Source organism: Pseudomonas sp. SW-3 (genome assembly GCF_016615645.1).
In the GTDB taxonomy this organism is placed as follows: domain Bacteria; phylum Pseudomonadota; class Gammaproteobacteria; order Pseudomonadales; family Pseudomonadaceae; genus Aquipseudomonas; species Aquipseudomonas mandelii.
On record NZ_CP067098.1, the window covers coordinates 3,197,570 to 3,214,727 of the forward strand.

17 protein-coding genes and 1 pseudogene are annotated in these 17,158 nt (G+C 54.0%); 10 read left to right on the forward strand and 8 right to left on the reverse strand.

The window, feature by feature from the left end:
* Positions 1-142: 142 nt before the first annotated feature.
* The 5 genes and pseudogenes from JIO00_RS14310 (at position 143) to JIO00_RS30160 (ending at position 4,763) form a co-directional block, all read left to right on the forward strand.
* A complete protein-coding gene (locus JIO00_RS14310) occupies positions 143-2,158 on the forward strand; it encodes a ribonucleoside triphosphate reductase (RefSeq protein WP_200668542.1) in 2,016 nt (671 codons plus the stop codon).
* A gap of 32 nt (positions 2,159-2,190) precedes the next feature.
* Positions 2,191-2,358: an anaerobic ribonucleoside-triphosphate reductase gene (gene nrdD / locus JIO00_RS29950; RefSeq protein WP_010460242.1), complete on the forward strand. Its 168-nt coding sequence runs from the start codon at positions 2,191-2,193 to the stop codon at positions 2,356-2,358.
* On the forward strand, positions 2,355-3,050 hold the full coding sequence (locus tag JIO00_RS14320; RefSeq protein ID WP_077748442.1) for an anaerobic ribonucleoside-triphosphate reductase activating protein: 696 nt from the start codon (positions 2,355-2,357) through the stop codon (positions 3,048-3,050). The genes nrdD and JIO00_RS14320 overlap by 4 nt, the downstream gene beginning before the upstream one ends.
* Before the next feature lie 93 nt (positions 3,051-3,143).
* Positions 3,144-3,671, forward strand: a pseudogene (locus tag JIO00_RS30155) (MCP four helix bundle domain-containing protein); the annotation flags it as partial.
* A 387-nt stretch (positions 3,672-4,058) separates the two neighbouring features.
* Positions 4,059-4,763, forward strand: coding sequence for a methyl-accepting chemotaxis protein (locus JIO00_RS30160; protein WP_370655155.1), 705 nt, complete (start codon positions 4,059-4,061; stop codon positions 4,761-4,763).
* Between the two features lie 33 nt (positions 4,764-4,796).
* Here JIO00_RS30160 and JIO00_RS14330 read toward each other — a convergent pair whose 3' ends face one another.
* The 5 genes from JIO00_RS14330 to JIO00_RS14350 all read right to left on the reverse strand — a co-directional run bounded on the left by JIO00_RS14330 (position 4,797) and on the right by JIO00_RS14350 (position 8,330).
* Entirely contained in the window at positions 4,797-6,176 is a 1,380-nt protein-coding gene (locus JIO00_RS14330) for a 4Fe-4S binding protein (RefSeq protein WP_077748443.1), read from the reverse strand.
* A complete protein-coding gene (locus JIO00_RS14335) occupies positions 6,164-7,018 on the reverse strand; it encodes an FTR1 family iron permease (protein WP_010460249.1) in 855 nt (284 codons plus the stop codon). The genes JIO00_RS14330 and JIO00_RS14335 overlap by 13 nt, the downstream gene beginning before the upstream one ends.
* A gap of 22 nt (positions 7,019-7,040) precedes the next feature.
* Complete coding sequence (locus JIO00_RS14340) at positions 7,041-7,373, reverse strand: cupredoxin domain-containing protein (RefSeq protein WP_077748444.1); 333 nt, start codon at positions 7,371-7,373, stop codon at positions 7,041-7,043.
* Entirely contained in the window at positions 7,374-7,904 is a 531-nt protein-coding gene (locus JIO00_RS14345) for an iron transporter (RefSeq protein ID WP_077748445.1), read from the reverse strand.
* Between the two features lie 87 nt (positions 7,905-7,991).
* Positions 7,992-8,330, reverse strand: a complete 339-nt coding sequence (locus JIO00_RS14350) for a hypothetical protein (protein WP_077748446.1) — start codon at positions 8,328-8,330, stop codon at positions 7,992-7,994.
* A gap of 157 nt (positions 8,331-8,487) precedes the next feature.
* Here JIO00_RS14350 and JIO00_RS14355 point away from each other — a divergent pair, with 157 nt between their 5' ends.
* The 3 genes from JIO00_RS14355 (at position 8,488) to JIO00_RS14365 (ending at position 11,287) form a co-directional block, all read left to right on the forward strand.
* Positions 8,488-8,727: a DUF3079 domain-containing protein gene (locus JIO00_RS14355; protein WP_077748447.1), complete on the forward strand. Its 240-nt coding sequence runs from the start codon at positions 8,488-8,490 to the stop codon at positions 8,725-8,727.
* A 383-nt stretch (positions 8,728-9,110) separates the two neighbouring features.
* Positions 9,111-9,689 carry a hypothetical protein gene (locus JIO00_RS14360; RefSeq protein WP_234452956.1) on the forward strand — a complete coding sequence of 193 codons (579 nt, stop codon included), beginning with the start codon at positions 9,111-9,113 and terminating at the stop codon, positions 9,687-9,689.
* 386 nt (positions 9,690-10,075) lie between these two features.
* The gene (locus JIO00_RS14365; RefSeq protein WP_200668543.1) at positions 10,076-11,287 is read left to right on the forward strand and encodes a hypothetical protein; all 1,212 of its coding nucleotides are present in this window, start codon (positions 10,076-10,078) and stop codon (positions 11,285-11,287) included.
* A 406-nt stretch (positions 11,288-11,693) separates the two neighbouring features.
* Here JIO00_RS14365 and JIO00_RS14370 read toward each other — a convergent pair whose 3' ends face one another.
* A complete protein-coding gene (locus tag JIO00_RS14370) occupies positions 11,694-12,197 on the reverse strand; it encodes a hypothetical protein (RefSeq protein ID WP_200668544.1) in 504 nt (167 codons plus the stop codon).
* A gap of 557 nt (positions 12,198-12,754) precedes the next feature.
* Here JIO00_RS14370 and JIO00_RS14375 point away from each other — a divergent pair.
* The gene (locus JIO00_RS14375) at positions 12,755-13,408 is read left to right on the forward strand and encodes a hypothetical protein (RefSeq protein WP_200668545.1); all 654 of its coding nucleotides are present in this window, start codon (positions 12,755-12,757) and stop codon (positions 13,406-13,408) included.
* Positions 13,409-13,474: 66 nt separating this feature from the next.
* Here the strand turns inward: JIO00_RS14375 and JIO00_RS14380 are convergent, their stop codons facing one another.
* Together JIO00_RS14380 and JIO00_RS14385 are read right to left on the reverse strand one after the other, a co-directional pair.
* Positions 13,475-14,542 (reverse strand): UvrD-helicase domain-containing protein, encoded by a 1,068-nt coding sequence (locus JIO00_RS14380; protein ID WP_200668547.1) that lies wholly within the window; start codon positions 14,540-14,542, stop codon positions 13,475-13,477.
* On the reverse strand, positions 14,535-16,139 hold the full coding sequence (locus JIO00_RS14385; RefSeq protein WP_200668549.1) for an ATP-dependent nuclease: 1,605 nt from the start codon (positions 16,137-16,139) through the stop codon (positions 14,535-14,537). The genes JIO00_RS14380 and JIO00_RS14385 overlap by 8 nt, the downstream gene beginning before the upstream one ends.
* A gap of 157 nt (positions 16,140-16,296) precedes the next feature.
* On the opposite strand from JIO00_RS14385, the gene JIO00_RS14390 reads away from it, so the two are divergent.
* Positions 16,297-17,121: an HNH endonuclease gene (locus JIO00_RS14390; RefSeq protein ID WP_200668551.1), complete on the forward strand. Its 825-nt coding sequence runs from the start codon at positions 16,297-16,299 to the stop codon at positions 17,119-17,121.
* Positions 17,122-17,158 lie beyond the last annotated feature (37 nt).

Consider the following 17,158-nt stretch of genomic DNA (forward strand, 5'->3'; position numbering starts at 1 on the left):
ATTTTCTTCTGCCGTTATCGGACGTTCTTTCGCCGGGGAATCTTGATGTCGATCAATTGCAGATCAGCACTTTTTCCGTAGCCTTCACTGCATGTTGTGGTTTTAGATTTTTTTAAATCTATATGTAGTATCTGGAGGCCAAATGCAAAGCACGCTGATCGCAGTAGGATGTAACCGCTTGCACAAACGCGATGGCAGTCAGGTCGCCTTCGATGCCGACAAAATCCGTCAGGCATTGATCGCCGCCGGCAAGGCGACGGGGGAGTACGCCGAGGTTGAGGTTGAAGGCTTGCTTAACGCGGTATTGGCCAGGCTCGAAGGTTTGCCAAGACTCCATGTCGAGCAAATCCAGGACCGTGTTGAACGGGTGTTGATGGACGCCGGATATTTCCTCGCCATGCGTGCCTACATCGTCTACCGCGAACAGCACGGGCGCTTGCGCCGCGACCGCCGGACCATGGTCGAGGTGGCGACTTCGATGAACGAATACCTGGACCGTGAAGACTGGCGGGTCCAGGCCAACGCCAATCAGGGGTATTCACTGGGCGGACTGGTGTTGAACGTGTCGGGCAAGGTCACTGCCAACTACTGGCTGGACGAGGTGTACAGCGAGGCCATAGGCCAGGCCCACCGCGAGGCGGATTTGCATGTGCACGACCTCGACATGCTCGCCGGTTACTGCGCCGGCTGGTCGCTGCGCACCCTGTTGCACGAAGGGCTCAACGGTGTGCCGGGGCGTGTTGAAGCCGGTCCGCCAAAGCACTTGAGCAGTGCCTTGGGGCAGATGGTGAATTTTCTCGGCACCCTGCAAAACGAATGGGCCGGTGCCCAGGCGTTCAGCTCGTTCGACACCTATCTGGCGCCCTACGTGCGCAAGGATCAACTGAGTTTTCAGGAAGTACGCCAGGCGATCCAGGAGTTCATCTACAACCTCAACGTACCGTCACGCTGGGGCACGCAGACGCCATTTACCAACCTGACCTTCGACTGGGTGTGCCCCCAGGATTTGCGTGAGCAAATACCCGTCATCGGCGGTGAAGAAATGCCGTTTGCCTATGGTGAACTGCAAGCCGAAATGGAGCTGCTCAACCGCGCTTACATCGAAGTGATGCAGGCCGGCGACGCGAAAGGGCGGGTGTTCACCTTTCCGATCCCGACCTACAACATCACCCATGACTTTCCGTGGGACAGTGAAAACGCCGATCGTCTGTTCGAGATGACTGCGCGGTACGGCCTGCCGTATTTCCAGAACTTCCTCAATTCTGATCTGCAACCCAATCAGGTGCGTTCAATGTGCTGCCGTTTGCAGCTCGATGTGCGCGAGTTGCTCAAGCGTGGCGGCGGCTTGTTCGGCTCAGCGGAACAGACCGGATCGCTTGGCGTTGTCACCATCAACTGCGCACGGCTGGGCTATGTGTTCAAGGGTGATACCAGTGGATTATTGCAGCGTCTGGACACACTGATGGAACTGGCGATGGAAAGCCTGGAGGTCAAGCGCAAGGTGATTCAGCACCACATGGATGCCGGTTTGTACCCGTACACCAAGCGCTACCTCGGAACCCTGCGCAACCATTTCTCGACCATCGGCCTCAACGGCATGCATGAAATGCTGCGCAATTTCACCGGCGACGAGGAGGGCATGCACACCGAGCATGGCCGGCAGTTTGCCCTGAACATGCTCGATCATGTGCGCGCCACGTTGCTGCGTTTCCAAGAGGAAACCGGCCACATGTACAACCTGGAGGCGACGCCAGCTGAGGGCACGACTTACCGTTTTGCCAAGGAAGACCTCAAGCGTTACCCCGGCATTCTCCAGGCTGGCAGCGTGCAAGCGCCGTATTACACCAACTCTTCCCAACTGCCCGTGGGCTACACCGAAGACCCCTTCGAGGCCCTGGAGCTTCAAGACGAACTGCAATGCAAATACACCGGCGGCACCGTCTTGCATCTGTACATGGCCGAGCGGATTTCCTCGACCGAGGCGTGCAAGCAACTGGTGCGCAAAGCCCTTGGCCGCTTCCGCCTGCCGTACCTGACCGTGACCCCGACGTTCTCCATCTGCCCGGTGCACGGCTACCTCGATGGCGAGCATGAGTTCTGCCCCAAATGCGACGAGGTCTTGCTGCTGCAAGAACAGAAGCTCGGCACCGTTCATTGATTTCGATCCACTCAACCGCAAGGAGCTTCACCATGACTGCATCGCAAGCACTGCCCCAGGCTCAACGTCAACGCTGCGAAGTCTGGACCCGGGTGATGGGCTATCACCGCCCTGTGTCGGCGTTCAATCCGGGTAAACAGTCGGAGCACCGTGAGCGGGTGCACTTCACTGAAAGCGCGGCGCTGGCCGGGCGCCAATGAGTCGAACGCTTCGGGTCGGGGGCATGGTGCCCCTGACCACTATCGACTATCCGGGACAGCTCGCCTGCGTGCTGTTTTGCCAGGGTTGCGCCTGGCGTTGTCGTTACTGCCATAACCCGCAGTTGATCCCGCCTCGTGGCACAGACGAAGTGGATTGGCGGCGGGTGCTGGCGTTTCTGCAACGGCGTCAGGACCTGCTCGATGCGGTGGTGTTCAGTGGCGGTGAGCCGACCCTGCAGGACGGTTTGCTCGGCGCCATGGAGGAGGTGCGGGCGATGGGGTTTCGCATTGGTTTGCACAGTGCCGGTATCAAGCCGGCTGCATTCGCCAAGGCATTGCCTGGCGCTGATTGGGTTGGCTTCGATGTGAAGGCGCTGCCGGAGGATTGCCAGGCGATCACCCGGGTCGAAGGCAGCGGTACCGCCAATTGGCGCAGCCTTGAGCATCTGCTGGCAAGTGGTGTCGATTATGAATGTCGTACCACTGTGCACTGGCATCTGTTCGAGCCGGCGCGGTTACTGGTCCTCGCGCAGCGTTTGAGCGAACTCGGCGTCAAGCGTTTCGCCGTGCAACTGGTTCGCACCGAGCGGATGTTCGATCCGCTGCTGCCGAGTGTTTCGGCACAAGCCTTGCTACCTGACTTATGGGAAGCCATGCGCGAGCTGTTTCCCGCTTTCGTGTTACGGGGGTAACCGTGGCTGCGAATCAACGTTTAACGGTGACATCCATCATTAGGTTTTCAAATGCGCTGCCAATCGGCAGGTATCAAACAGGGAGCATTTGATATGGCCAAATTAACGACAGCACAACGTATCGTCATCGGCTTTGCCATCGCGCCGTTGGCGCTGATGGGCATGGCGTTTTACGCGTTGCACGATCTGGCAACGCTCAAGGAACAGGCGGTAGTAATCGTCAAGCAGGACTGGCCGAAGATCGATCCGATCATGGTCATCGCCACCGGCGTACGTGATAACGCCAGGAACACTAGGGATCTACTGATCGATAAAGATAATCAGCAGGTGCAGCAGTCAATCGACGCTACCAAGAAACGGATTACCCAGGCACTCGATACGCTTGAACCATTGTTCTATTTGCCAGAGGGCAAAACCGCTTATGCCGCGTTGAAGAAGAATCGTGAAGCCTACGTGGCGGCGTTCACTCAAGTGCAGGTGTTGATCCGGCAAGGGGCTTTCGATGACGCCATGGCACAGCTGAAACAAAAGGTCGTGCCGGCCGAACGCGAGGTTTATGGCAGCCTGGATCAATTGATGGCGCTGCAAGGCAAAATATTCGCCGACAGAGAACAATCAGCGCAGGCGTTGTACAGCGATGCCCGGCGCAATATGCTCGGGTTGTTTTTGTTCTGTGTGGCGCTGGTCATCGCCGCGGCGGTGATCGTCACGCGCAGTGTGACCCGTCCATTGGGCGGCGAGCCGGACGATGCCGCACGGTTTTTAAGTCAGATCGCTCAAGGCGACCTGACGATTCAGGTACCCGTGAACTCAAGTGCCGGCGGCAGCGTGATGATGAACATGCATCAGATGCAGCAAAGTCTGAATGCCATGGTCAGGCACATCGCGATGTCGGTGGACCAGGTGGCCAGTTCCTCCGAAGAGCTGAGTGCGGTCAGCAGCCAGACCAGCAGCAACCTGCAATTGCAAGGGCTGGAGATCGAGCAGGCGGCCACCGCCGTGAACCAGATGACCGCTGCGGTCGATGAAGTGGCGCGCAATGCGGTCAGCACCTCCGAGGCCTCGCGGCAGTCCGAGCAAACCGCGCAACGCGGGCGTGAACAGGTTCAGGAAACCGTGGTTTCAATCGGCGCACTGGCCGATGGGGTCACCGACACTTCACAGCGCATCGAGCAACTGGCGGGCCGGGTGCAGGACATCAGCAAGGTGCTGGACGTGATTCGCAGCATCGCCGAGCAGACCAATTTGCTGGCCCTGAACGCGGCCATTGAAGCGGCTCGTGCTGGTGATGCCGGACGCGGTTTTGCCGTGGTCGCCGATGAAGTGCGCGCCCTGGCGCATCGCACTCAAGAGTCCACCCAGGAAATCGAGCAGATGATCGGCAACATTCGTCTCGATACCGGGCATGCGGTGACGGCCATGCAAAGCAGCAGCAACCTGGTGCGGGCCACCCTGGAAGTGGCGCAACGGTCGGGCGATGCATTGGATGAAATCACCCGGTCGATCTCGCAGATCAACGAGCGCAACATGATGATTGCCAGCGCTACGGAGGAGCAGGCATTGGTGGCGCGTGAGGTGGACCGCAATCTGATGGGGATTCGCAACTTGTCAGAGCAGGTCTTGCTGGGTGCCCAACATACTCACACCGCAGGTCACGATTTGGCGCAGATGGCCGGGGCGCTGCACCAGACGGTGGCGCGTTTTAAAGTCTAGGTAATTCGGGTTGGTGGTTGTGGATGAGGGCGCTCAGGACCAGCCCCAGAACTGCAACCACCAGTCGAACCCTACCAAGCCGATGGCGAGTAACAGGCAAGTGCTGCCAGCGCAGCGACGAACCTGGGAAAGGCCTTCGCGGTCCAGCCGTTTCCAACCCAGCAACAGGCTCCAGCCCATCGCAGCCATTAACAGACAAGCCCTGGCCGGTTGTACCCACTCCAGTAGCAGACCTTCATAGCGCAGCAATTTCACCGTTGTGGCCGACAGCCCTAGAAACAATCCCGCACCACCCAAGGGCGTGAGTGTCAGCGCCAGGGGCCAATACAGTGCAGGATCTTGCGCCAGTCGAGCCGTCAGGCGCAGAAGGATCATCAACGCCGTGCCTAACACCATCGAACTCAAACTCAAGTAAGCGACGATGCTGAAACCGTCGAGCCAGCTGAAGCTGTCGTTGAGGTGCGGGTAATGGGTCAGCAGCCACCAGGGCGCGTTGTCCTCAAGGGCCCAGAGTTGGTCGTGCTCGACCAGCCATTGGGCGAGGGTTTGTTTGAGGGCGACGAACCATGGGCTGACCGTCCACTGAAAGGCGCCCATGGCCAGACCGATCACACCGAACAGCAATAGACGCGCGTCCCATGGTGAAAGCGTCTGCGCCGTCGCATGAAGAATCTCTTGGTTGCTGGAGCGCGCGATCAGCTGAACCGCGCCGCGTTGTCCGCTGCAACGTCCGCAGGCATGGCAGTCACTGGCGCCTTGCATACGACGGATATCGAGCAAGGGCGCGCAGTTGGGCGGCGGCAGGCGTGGCGCGGGGTTTTCCATCCAGCGTTGTTCGTCGACCTGAAAATGCACGGGCGCCAGTCGGGCGAGCAGGGCGAAGACGCCACTGACCGGGCACAGGTAACGGCACCAGACCCGTTTGCCTCGGGCGAACAGCAACCCGACGACGACCGCGGCGACGGTCGAACCGCCCAGAATCAACAGCGCCGCCTGGGCGTAGTCATAGACGCTGATCAACTGGCCGTAGAGGGTTGTCAGGCAGAACGCCAGGGTTGGCCAGCCGCCCCAGCGCAACCAGCGCGGTACACCCAAACCTTTGCCGTAATGGCTGGCCCATTCGCTGAGTGAGCCTTCCGGACAGAGAACGCCACACCAGATTCGTCCAAACAGTACGATCGACAGCAACACGAACGGCCACCAAATGCCCCAGAACAAAAACTGCGCGAACAGGGTCAGGTTATCGAGCAGCCGTGCCTGGCTGTCCGGCAGCGACAACACCGCCGGGATCACCAACAGCAACGCGTAAAACAGTACAACGACCCACTGCACGGCACGGATGACGGGCGCGTGACGACGCATGCCGTCGCCCAGGCGCTGCAGCCATTGATTGCGGCGACTCAGCTCAGGCATGGGACTTTTTCCACAGCACGCTGGCGCAGCCAACCCCCGACGGTCAGCCAATAACCGGCCAGCACCAGTAACGTCATGCCGCTGGGCGTCGCACGATAACCGGCAAAACCGGCAAGAAAACCACCCAGTCCATGGCTGTCGCTGAGCAAGGCACTGCTGTCCCAAAGCGCATCACCAACGAGGCTGTACATCACCTCCGGTAAATCCATGGCGAGTAATTGGCCGCCAATTCGCTCGGTACCGCTGACCAGCAACGCCGCGCCGAGTATCAGCAAAACAGCTTCGCTGATGGAAAAGAATCGCTGCCACGAGATGAACCGGCGACTGCTGTGCAGCAAGGCAATGGTCAGCGCCGACAGCACCAATCCCATTGCGCCGCCGACGACAAACAAACTGAGCTGCGGACCTCGCAACTGAGCACCGGAGCCATAGAGAAAGACTACCGTTTCACTGCCTTCGCGGCTGACGGCGAGCAGGGCCAGCAGTAACAGACTCGCGCCACCATGCCGAGCCAGGTAGCTATCAGCGTGTCGTTGCAAATCGTGCTTGAGCGTGCGCCCGTGGCGGTGCATCCAGCCGACCATTTGCACTATCAGCAGGCTGGCCACCAGCGCAAGTGCAGCCTGAAACCATTCACTGGCTGAACCGCTCATGGCCTCACCGGCAAACAGAATCAACACCGCCAGCAGGCCCGAAAGCATCAACCCCAGCACGACGCCTGCCCACAAGTACTTCGCCAGTCGATCACCCTGATGCTGCTGACTGACCCAGGCCTGGAGAATGCCGATCACCAGCAGCGCCTCGACGCTTTCGCGCCAGACAATGAACATTGATTGATACATGAAAACTCCGTGTTTGAACGGGTTATTTCGCGAGGATGCCGCCCTCGGGCAGTTGTGGATTGAACTCGTCGAAGAAGGGGTAGTGGCCGGGCCTGAGCGGGTGAATGACCACGAAGGTTGTCACGCCCGGCGACAGTACTTTTTCAACCCGCAATGGTGTGCTCTCAAATTCGGCTGGGCCTTGGCCGATATTTCTCAGGATGATCTTGAAGCGCTGACCGGCCGGAACCTCCAACAGGGCAGGAGTGAAGTGGCCATCGCGCAGGCTGAGTTCATAGCTGGGTAATTCGGCATAGGCCGTGAACGGCGCCACTGCTCCGGCAAGCATCAGCCAGGCAATCTGCAGGCGCTTCATTCAATAGCCGCCTTTTTTACCAATGCCGGCGTAGATGAACTCGTAGTGCAATTCGCAGCGTTCAAACCAGGGGGCTACGCCGGTTTCCTTATCGGTATGACGGCCAAGGGACCCATGACCGCCGGGTGGCAGGACGTTGAAGGTCAGCTGATATTTGCCTGGGCCGAGCAGCTTTACATTGTCGCCATAGTGCGGGCCGTCATTGGCGACCATGGCGTGGAAATCGCCTTTGAGTTCGTTCTCGCTGCCCTGTTTTTTCAGATTGAACGAGACATTGAGGTAAGGCACGAAACTGCCTTCCTGAAAGCCCTGTCGATTGTCCGCCGTGGCGCGAATGTCGGCTTCCAGATGCACATCGGAATCCGCGGTGGCCCGCATCATTCCGGCAGGTGCCATCTCGATCGGCTGCAAATACACCGCCCCGACTTCCAGCCCAGGACACAACTGTGGCTCACCGATCGGGTATTCCTTAGCGTGAGCCAGCGGTGTGAGCAAGAGCAGGGCAAGCGAAAGCGACAAGGGGGTACGCATAATTTCTTCCTGGGCATTGACGAGTAGGAGCCCGAGTCTAGGAAGCTTTGCTGCGAACAATAATGATTGGCATCAAGTTTCGAGAAATTAAACCGATGGCACATCACTCTGGCGAAATCGCTGGGCGCGCTCGACGGTGTGGGTCATCTGTTCGGCTGCGTGAATGGTCAGCGGATGCTGGGTAAAGCCGGGTCTGGGGGATATGTAGGTGGCCATCTCGCGCGCAACGGCGAGCTGGTGTTCCGAACCATCGGCCAGCAGGGCGATGACCAGGTTTTCCAAGGCAATCACTCGGACACGCAGATGAACCAGTTCAGCGTTGGTCAAGGCGGGCGGGGCGGTAAACGCTTTGTCATCAAGAGATGTTGCAGCATCTTGATCGTCCCAAGTTGATAGGCCGCTTGGGAAAGGATTTTTATTGAGCATGAGAGGCGTCTCCAAGTCTGTTAAAGCGTTAGCTTAGCCCCGGGATTGCGAAGGAGGTGAGCGCAGTCATCTGATGTCGATTCTTGATGTGTATCAAGGCTGGCTTTGCGTAAGGGCTATAGGTTGGAAGAACGCCTCCCAATGACCGGAGATCGGCATGGCTAAGAACTTCCCCATCAACCCCAAGCACCCCGAACGGATTTGTTGGGGGTGCGACCGTTATTGTCCGGCGAAGTCCCTGGCCTGCGGCAATGGTTCCGACCGTACGATGCACCCGGCCGAACTTTTCGGCGAGGATTGGAATGTGCCTGGTGACTGGGGCATCGAGAAGCTCATCACTACTGACAAGCCGACAGATGATGTTGCGGACACCTGGACTGGCAGTCGGAGCGAGTAGCGGGTGACAGAAGCAAACAACCAGACAGTTTCATGCTTTTAGTTACCATTTTTTTAGGTTATTTAGTTCGGATAGCTGGCAGGCTGCTCAAAAAACATCACATCGATCATCTATGCGATTTCGCCACATTAATATAACTAAACTAAATAAACATTTAGCTTAGTTATAATTATTCGTTATTAATGGGGAAGGGTAGTGCATTAAATGAACTAGGGGTCGTTCTTCCTTGGTCGCTATCTTTCAATCATGTACGGTATCTTTCAAAGCTTCAAGCAGACACGTGTAATCGGTAACAAGCCAAGTAAATCAGGGGCTCCAGCGTTGTGAAGCTTCTGGCTTTGGCTTCTAAGAGCTGAACGAAAACGAGTGAAAAGATTGTTGTAATGACATATTTATCGCCCTGGATGGTTGAAAGCGCTTATCGCTATTTGAAGGCTGCGAAGCACCTTAGACGTGGCCATGACATGCTGGACATTGCGCAGATCAATGCTGCAATTGGCATGGAAATCCTGCTCAAAAGCTTCGTGTCAAAGCCCAATGGCAACCTTGGCCAGGTCAATGAAACTTACGAACTGGACCCGGGCGCAATAAAAGCTGCGCATGAGCATTTGAAAGCGACAGACGGAATTCCGGCTTATCGGAAAGACAGAGCGCCAAATAAGCACGATCTGCCTACGTTGTTTCACGCGATACCTGAACCGATCAGGCAGCATATTCGGCTTGATCGTCACGAGCATTGGATCGAGAAGGATCGTGAAGTTTTCACCAATGCGCGTTATCGATATGAAGCCGGTGCTCCTGGAGGTTACGACGATATTTTGATCGGTGTCTTGGACGAACTGATTGAGGACGTTGTGCACTGGTATCGTGAGCTGGGCAGCAAAGATGTGTTCATCGTGTTTTATGGAATGCCGCCGCTGGAGCAGTTGCCGGATTCCGATCAGGAGCCGGACAACCTGTGAGCCTGCCTTCAAATCTGATCACCAGAGCCCCCCAGTCCCATATAAGAGATTACGCATAATGTATATTATGTTAAATGATGTGTCAGAGCGGAACTTCTACCGATGTTTGCCGTACCTGAAAACCAGAGATTCAGATTTAAAAACCGTTACGTGGTAAATCAATGTGTTGCGAGGTAAGGCTTTGCTGCTCCTTCAGGATGTCCCCGTTCGAAGCTTCCGTCCTTCAGACCTAAAAACCGGACTGCAGCTACCCTGACTTGGTGCGCTCGCATCAATATAGCAATGACCCCGTAACCGATGTCGCCCCGCATTGATAATCGCGCCTGTTCCGCCCAACCTAGGCCATAATTTCTCCCATACAGTCTAGTACGGTCTGGAACAGCCCAATGTCTATTTTGCATCAGCCTGTCCCAATGCTGGCCCCGATCGGCTGGGGAGCCAGCATTAACTCCGGATTACCTACCAATGCGCATCTTAGGGCGAAGCTAGAATCCCTCGATAATTCCTGCAAAGCCCTGGAATGCTACGACGCGGCCTCGATGTTTCTACTTCACAAAGTGGTTTCCTCCGACGGTGCGTCTGAAAGGCATCTTCGGAAATACTCGGTATCTTTGGAAAGGATTTTAAATTGGAGTTTCATCGTCGCCAAAAAATCGGTATTTGACTGGGATCAGGAGGATATACAACGGTACCTGGACTTCGTGGAAACCCCAGACTCTTCATGGGTGTGCTCCAGCAGTTTTAGTCGGTTTGTAATCAATAAGAATGAGCCTTATGAGAAATGGCCGATAAATGAACGTTGGAGGCCTTTCAAACGTAAATTTTCAGATGGTGCAGTGATTCCGCCATATTGGGGGGAGCTCGATAAAGAACGGACGATAATCCTGGACTTTTTTCTTTACTTATCCCAAAGAACTTCATACCCCCTCGCCTACCTCGATGCGAATATTATGGAGAAGCTTCGTCGTGAAATTCCTACCAAACGGCCTCCTCGCAGTTTACGAAGGGAGTACAGAAAACGACTCTTTAAGATGAATTCGTTGGAGTTAGACTGGATATTCGAAAAGGCCACCGAATTCAGTAAGGTCAAATGGCAATATGAGCTTGTTCTATTCGCAATGGCGATTATGCGGTACTCCAGTTTGCCAATCAAGTCGTTATGTCGCGCGTCTAACTCCACAGGACTTTTGAGCCAGTTTTACCGTCAGAATGGCGAGTGGTATTTCGTAATTGATTCAAGCGCACCCACGGAACGTATTTATAAGCTTGACGCACAAATAGATTCATATATTCAGCGTTATCTCAGATATCTCGGTCTTGCTTGGGATCAGCCTTTGCCAGACACGCATATATTTAGGCGTCCAGAAAAAGAGCAAGGGTTTGGATATGACTATCTTGCAGAAATGGTGGAAAGCTTGCGTCATGAACTATATCAATTAGTTGAAAATCACAGCAGTTATCATCTCAACATATCTCAGGAAATACCGCAAAAATTCTCTTTGTGGGTAATTCGGAAATCACGTCCTGTGCCTACTCGAGAAACGAAGAGGCGTGGCCGTCCGCATAAGAGTCAGCTTCCGAGAGCTTCGCTCGATTAATGGGATGCAGAAGGAACTGGAGGCTTTGAAGGCCGAATTTCTGGAACTGCAGGCACAGTGTCAAAATTTTTATAGATTATACGAAGTTTTTAAATGCGGACGGCTCAGAATCAATGGTCTAATTGACTATCGACAAGCTCCATCCATCACCCGCATTTTTGATTCTGGACTTTTGAATCTCGAGACTATCTCCGCGACGATGGATTACTTTACTTCTCTCGTCGTTACGCACTTCAACGCTCCTAGATAAGCCTCACCCCAGGGCTGTCTCTCATTGAACTACACTGAGTCGAGGTTCTATAGCGCTGCGAGTAGCTGATGGCAAGGCGCCAATTACCCTCTGGAGGTAAGTTAAACGTGCTCAGCCCTACTGCTTGTAGTGCTGAGCACATGAGCATCATCAATACTAACTCCGAGGGAAGCGGTGGCCGCCCTTACGCCACAGCTCACCAAACGAATAATTTTTAGGCGATGGCCTGGAATTTCCGTGAAGGGACTGTGATAGGGTCAAAAATACGTCTGCCAGAATGCGCTCGATTTTGGCCGTTCGAACTACTGTATTATCCCAGGCTAGCTTTGGTTGCAAAGCATGCTTTTTCATTGCTTTAACATAGCTGGCAGTACTGAAGTCGGGCGAACTGTCAACGCTGAAGTAGCCTGGGTTACCAGCAAAGTGGCGTGCCATTGCATTCCGAACATAGTTGATAGGCGTGGCTTTCAGTTGACGAGTATGAATCTGAAAGTTCTTCGCGATCTGTGTTTCCTGAATTGAGAAGCCGATAATACTTTGAGTTAATTTATCGACCGCGAGTGTGATAATCGGCTTGTACGGGAGCTGCTTGAGCTTGTGCGGGATTCTACTTAGGTGTATGCCACCGTTTAGTGAGGGGATTTGATTTTTCTCATTCATTTTTTGAATTTCCTCTAGTTTTCGAATTGAAATTTTTTTACTCCAAATAACTATCCTAGGATTTTTTCCGGAAGAGTCAAGGTACAGATCTTAACTTCATGAGTTTAGTGGAAGTGCGAAAAAGTTAAATTACGTTTCCATCGTGCAACAGAGGCAATTCCGCCAATCAGTAGTTTTTTGCAATCGGCGTGCTGTCAATTTATATTATTTGTTTTAAGGGTGAGTGCTAGTGGAGTAAAATCAATAGGTTAGATAGTGAGATAGCCGTTAATACTGGTTGTTAATTTTTAATCAATTGCCAATTCGGCAATATTTGCAATTTTATTTTTTGCGCTGAGACCTCAAACAATGCAGTGATATTGTCAGAGTTCCCCAATTTGTTGTGAGGATTTAATTATTACGGGTATGGTTTGTTATGGTGTTTTAATATGTGCGATTCGTCGGTTATGATGAGGGCTCAAAAGCCAGTCATCAATTCGCCGCAACTAGGGTTGCATTTTCGGATCAACAACACTAGATTTGTTTCGGAGCGCATTCACTGAGCAGAGTAGTCGATTATGATCATTCAACTCCCTCCCGAGCCTGACAAGCATCAACTCACAGCAAAGGCGCCGATCCATCACCTAGCAGATCACAAAGAATTCTTCCTGCTCTTCAATAACAGGAATTCTTGGCTGAGTGAGGAGCAGTATCAATATAACTACAACCTCTTGAGCGACCGTCTTCTAAAATTCAGTACTTCCAAAGGCTGTTCCTTAAAGAGCCTAAAGGCAGATGCCAAACACCTCAAGCGTGAGTTTAAGAGAGCAGGAGCGGATATTAAGCTGCACTCTATTCATGCCGCACTTTCTGGCGCGCTGGGCTATAGTTCATATATTCTTGCCAGGGACTGTAGATCCGTTGACGACTTCATCGATAACCTTTGGCCGACAGATGTCGTGTTAGGCAAGAAATTTATGGAGGGTCGTTTATGTTTGGAAGAATGGCCATCGACAAAATTATTCCAGTCGCTTAAATCGCGCATTTTTTTCAACAAAAAACGTGACAGAATCGCCAAGCTAAAAGCTGAAGATCTCAAAGTTATAGAGCGCAAGCGGTATGCGATGGCCTACGAGGAAAGTCGACTCGGCCGTAAGCAGGATCCTGCCGACTCCAGTGTCGATAGCCATGCAAGATGTGAACAAATTGGCATTACCTTTCTTCCTGAATGAAGCTTTCAGGTTAGGGCTTTGGGCTTTTCCAGCTATTCTGTAGATCTCATCAGGTCTGCTTCTGGATCAAGGCACCCATACCGGCAGTTTCGAGTTGCCAGGCTTATCGATAATGATCGCCAGGCTTTGCTTGGCGCGCGTAGCTGCAACATAAAAGGCCGCCGCCGGCGTTGATTCCAGGAAGGTCTGCTTCTGAATGAAAGCCTTGATCGGCGCCGTTGGCATGATCAGCACACGCTCGAACGTGGCGCCTTTTGATACCTTAAAATTCATGAAGTCCAATGAGAACTCCTTACCAGAAGCTATGGTGCTGCGCAGGCACTGAGGTCGGTATCGCTCGACGTATTGGTCGACATTTTTTGAGTGCACCAGGTAAACGCCATCATGTTCAGACACCACGTGGTTCTCAGATGTGGTTCCTGGGAAACCCCATGACTCATCAAAAATGGCGTCAGAGAACGTCGCAATCTCGGTTCGGCATCGGTAAGTCGTGGTCGCATAGTCAATGCTAAGCAGCCCTCCCTTTTCGCGTACAAGGAACCATTCAAGTGCACCTGCATACCCATACTGTTTATTTTTCTGTCCCCGTGGGTTTGTTGAGAGCACCGCTTGGCGCACGTCACCAACCATGCGGACGTCGATCCGCGACTCAAGTAATTCATGGACGATTTCCCAATCGTAGCCACTGAGATCTTGTACCTCGTCGATCAGAATTTCGTCGTAGATACACTCAAGTCTGCGTATCAACGCTGGGGTGGCCGCCATAAGCTCCCGCGCGAGGCGACCGAGCTCGCATGCGTAGATTTGGTTGCTACCATCCATAAACCTTTGCCTGTCCTTCGCAAACATGCTGGGACGGCCCTCGAAGTTGAAGCCCCCTACCCGTTCCCCCGGGAATTTGAATGGCAGGAACGGTTTTGCAAAGTGACGAAGCAAGAATGTGTACCAGCCTAGAACTTCTAGATTGTGGCGATCGCCGGCTTGGGAGCCGAGGCGATGGATCAGTTCCTGCTGATTGGTCTGGGTGAACGTGACAACGAGCACACGCCGTTCGGTAGGTAGCGCTTTGCAGTGATCGACCAGTCCTTGAGTTTTCCTACCACCAGCGACAGCCAAGGTCAGTAGGTTAGGCATTGTGGATGAACTCCGCCGCAGCCTTCATGTAGGCCGGTGGGCTAAGTACCTCATCCGACTCAGCTAGTCGAATTGCTCCTTCCGTTTTCTCTCGTGCCATCCAGGTCAATAACGTCGCTGCCGCAGTGATGCCAAGCATCGTGCGCAAGTGAGGCTCGCCATTCGCCGTAATGAGTTGTGGTTCGAGCGTGGTGCCGTCGGCGACTAAGCCAATGAACAGCTCTCTTCGCTTCGCGTCCAGCCACTTTTCAACCGGTTCACGTAGCTCGGCTGGATCAACGCCGTCGTTGTCGCGCATCACAGCTACAGGTTTGTTGATCGCTGCGCAAAGCTCCAAGCATCGCGCCAAAGCCAGTCCACGCATGCTGATGACATCTATACCGTGGGCCATCGGGCGTGCGCTGAAGCAATCCTCATAGACGCGTTCGAAGATGATTTCATCAGATGGGCCTTCGACCAAGACGACCTTTTTCGCTAGCACTAGACGGAGGGTGTCGTAGCCAGGCAGCCTTTGGAAATAGCTCACTGTATCAGGATGAAGTTCTGTGATTTTGGACGCGCTGTTCCGGTGAAGAAGCAGCAATGCGTCGAGACCGAGCCGGTTCAACACGTATGTGCTGTGAGTCGAAATGAATAGCTGCTGCTCTTCCGTGGCCAGATCTTCGATACGATTGAGTAGGGTCGTCAAGCTCGTGTGAGATAGATGGTTTTCGGGCTCCTCGATCATCACGATGTTCGCCCTTGAGGAATGACGCTTCATTGCGAGAGAGATCTTGATCGCAGCCTGTTGACCCTGGCCTGCCATCGCAAACGGTAAGCCGTCGACGTGTGGAGTGACCACGCTTTCCCAAGATGTGCGGGATGTCTGATCCATGGCCAGCGCCATGGGCTCTTCCTGGAGCGCTGCGCCTAGACCCGAAAGTCGCTTGTTCACCGGTGCCAGCGCGCCATCTGTCATGGACGCTTTGATATTGCGGTAGTCCAACGAAATCTCTGCTTTCTCGGATGACTCCAAGTGATCGCTTAGGATTTGGCGAAGATGGTAGTCGACGCCGGCGGCGGATTTGACCGTACGGGAGTCGATGGTGGCCACCGAGAGCGCTCGCGGCCGTCGTGTGAGTTCATTATCAGCGAACGACCGCCATTCGTAGGTGTAGTACTCAACGGGGAGTAGCGGAGAAGGATATTTAAGCCATTCATCCAGCTCATCCTTGTACTCCTCGTTGGGGAAGACGGAGAGAAAGACACCAGGACAAGCGTTCGTTGGAACGTCGGCATTCACTGCGCCCAGCAGTCCCTGGAGATCTTCCGTGTTTTGCAGATAGAGCTCGATGAGAATCTGTGGGAGTGCCGGCTTCATTCCAGCCCTTCTTAGTGCAAGAAACTCAGCCACCATCTCGGTGTTGAACCAGTGAGGATTCAGCTCCTCCAGGATTCCTCTGCCACCGATCCGCCCGTTGAGCGCCAGCGAGATGGCCTCCATTAAGGTGGATTTACCGGCGTCGTTGTCTCCGACCAGGATGTTCACGCCCGGGTTGGGCTTTAGCAGAAAATCTTTGTAGATGCGGTACCCACGGATGCGGATCTTGGTGATCACGTTCGACGTTCCTTGGCGAATTGCTGCTATATGGCGCTTTGATGGCCGTGTTGCCTGATGCTATAAGCGAAGCGGCACGTTGTCGACTCCGTCGTGCTCTGCTGTACGCCCCCTACTTTCACTGCTCCACCAGACAACCTAGCGCACAGGATTTCGCATGACCACCCATTACTACCCAAGCCGTAAAGCATTTATCGAATCCTTGGGAGCCACGTGTAAAAACTGGACTTGGAGTTGGTCGTTTGTGAATCACCAACAGCGCAAGGTCATATTCGGTGCTTGGGACATTCATATGAACGGCGACCGTACACTCATACTTTGCGAGGGGTGGGAGATAAAGAAGGGGCGGCGCAACAATGGCTACGCGCAGAGCGTCGAGCATCTCAGGTTAGTCGCCGAGCAGGGATACGAGCTTTATACATTCAAGATTACGCACTCGGACGAACTCCAGGACGAGGACGGCGTAGGCCCTGCAAAGATCAAAGATTTTGAACGTTTTATCACTCGCAAATGGCTGCTTCAGCAGGAAGGTCTATGGTACGCGTGTGAAGAAGAACCTATCCCTGCAATCCCTGAAGAAGTCAGTCATCCCGAGCTCTACCTAGAGGGGGCACTGCGAGAGGTAAAGGTCAACGCATACGAGCGCAATGCTCAGGCCCGGGAAGCATGCATTCGACATCACAAGGCCGTGTGTGCAGCTTGTAAATTCGACTTCGGCTCGGTCTACGGCGAGATCGCCAAAGGGCTTATCCATGTTCATCACATCGTACCCCTGAGCACGATCGGCGCGGAATACAAGCTCGATCCAATAACCGATTTGATACCGCTGTGCCCGAACTGCCACGCAGTCGTACATCGTGGCGCCGAGGTCTTGAGTATTGATAAGCTCAAAGAATGCATAGCCGCGGCAAATGGGGGGATGCCTGAGCTTGTAGAACCAAATAAAGCGCAGCGCCGCCTGACCCCTCCCCCTGCACAGTGATTTTAGCCATGTAACTCCGCCACTGTTTCCGCCCGAG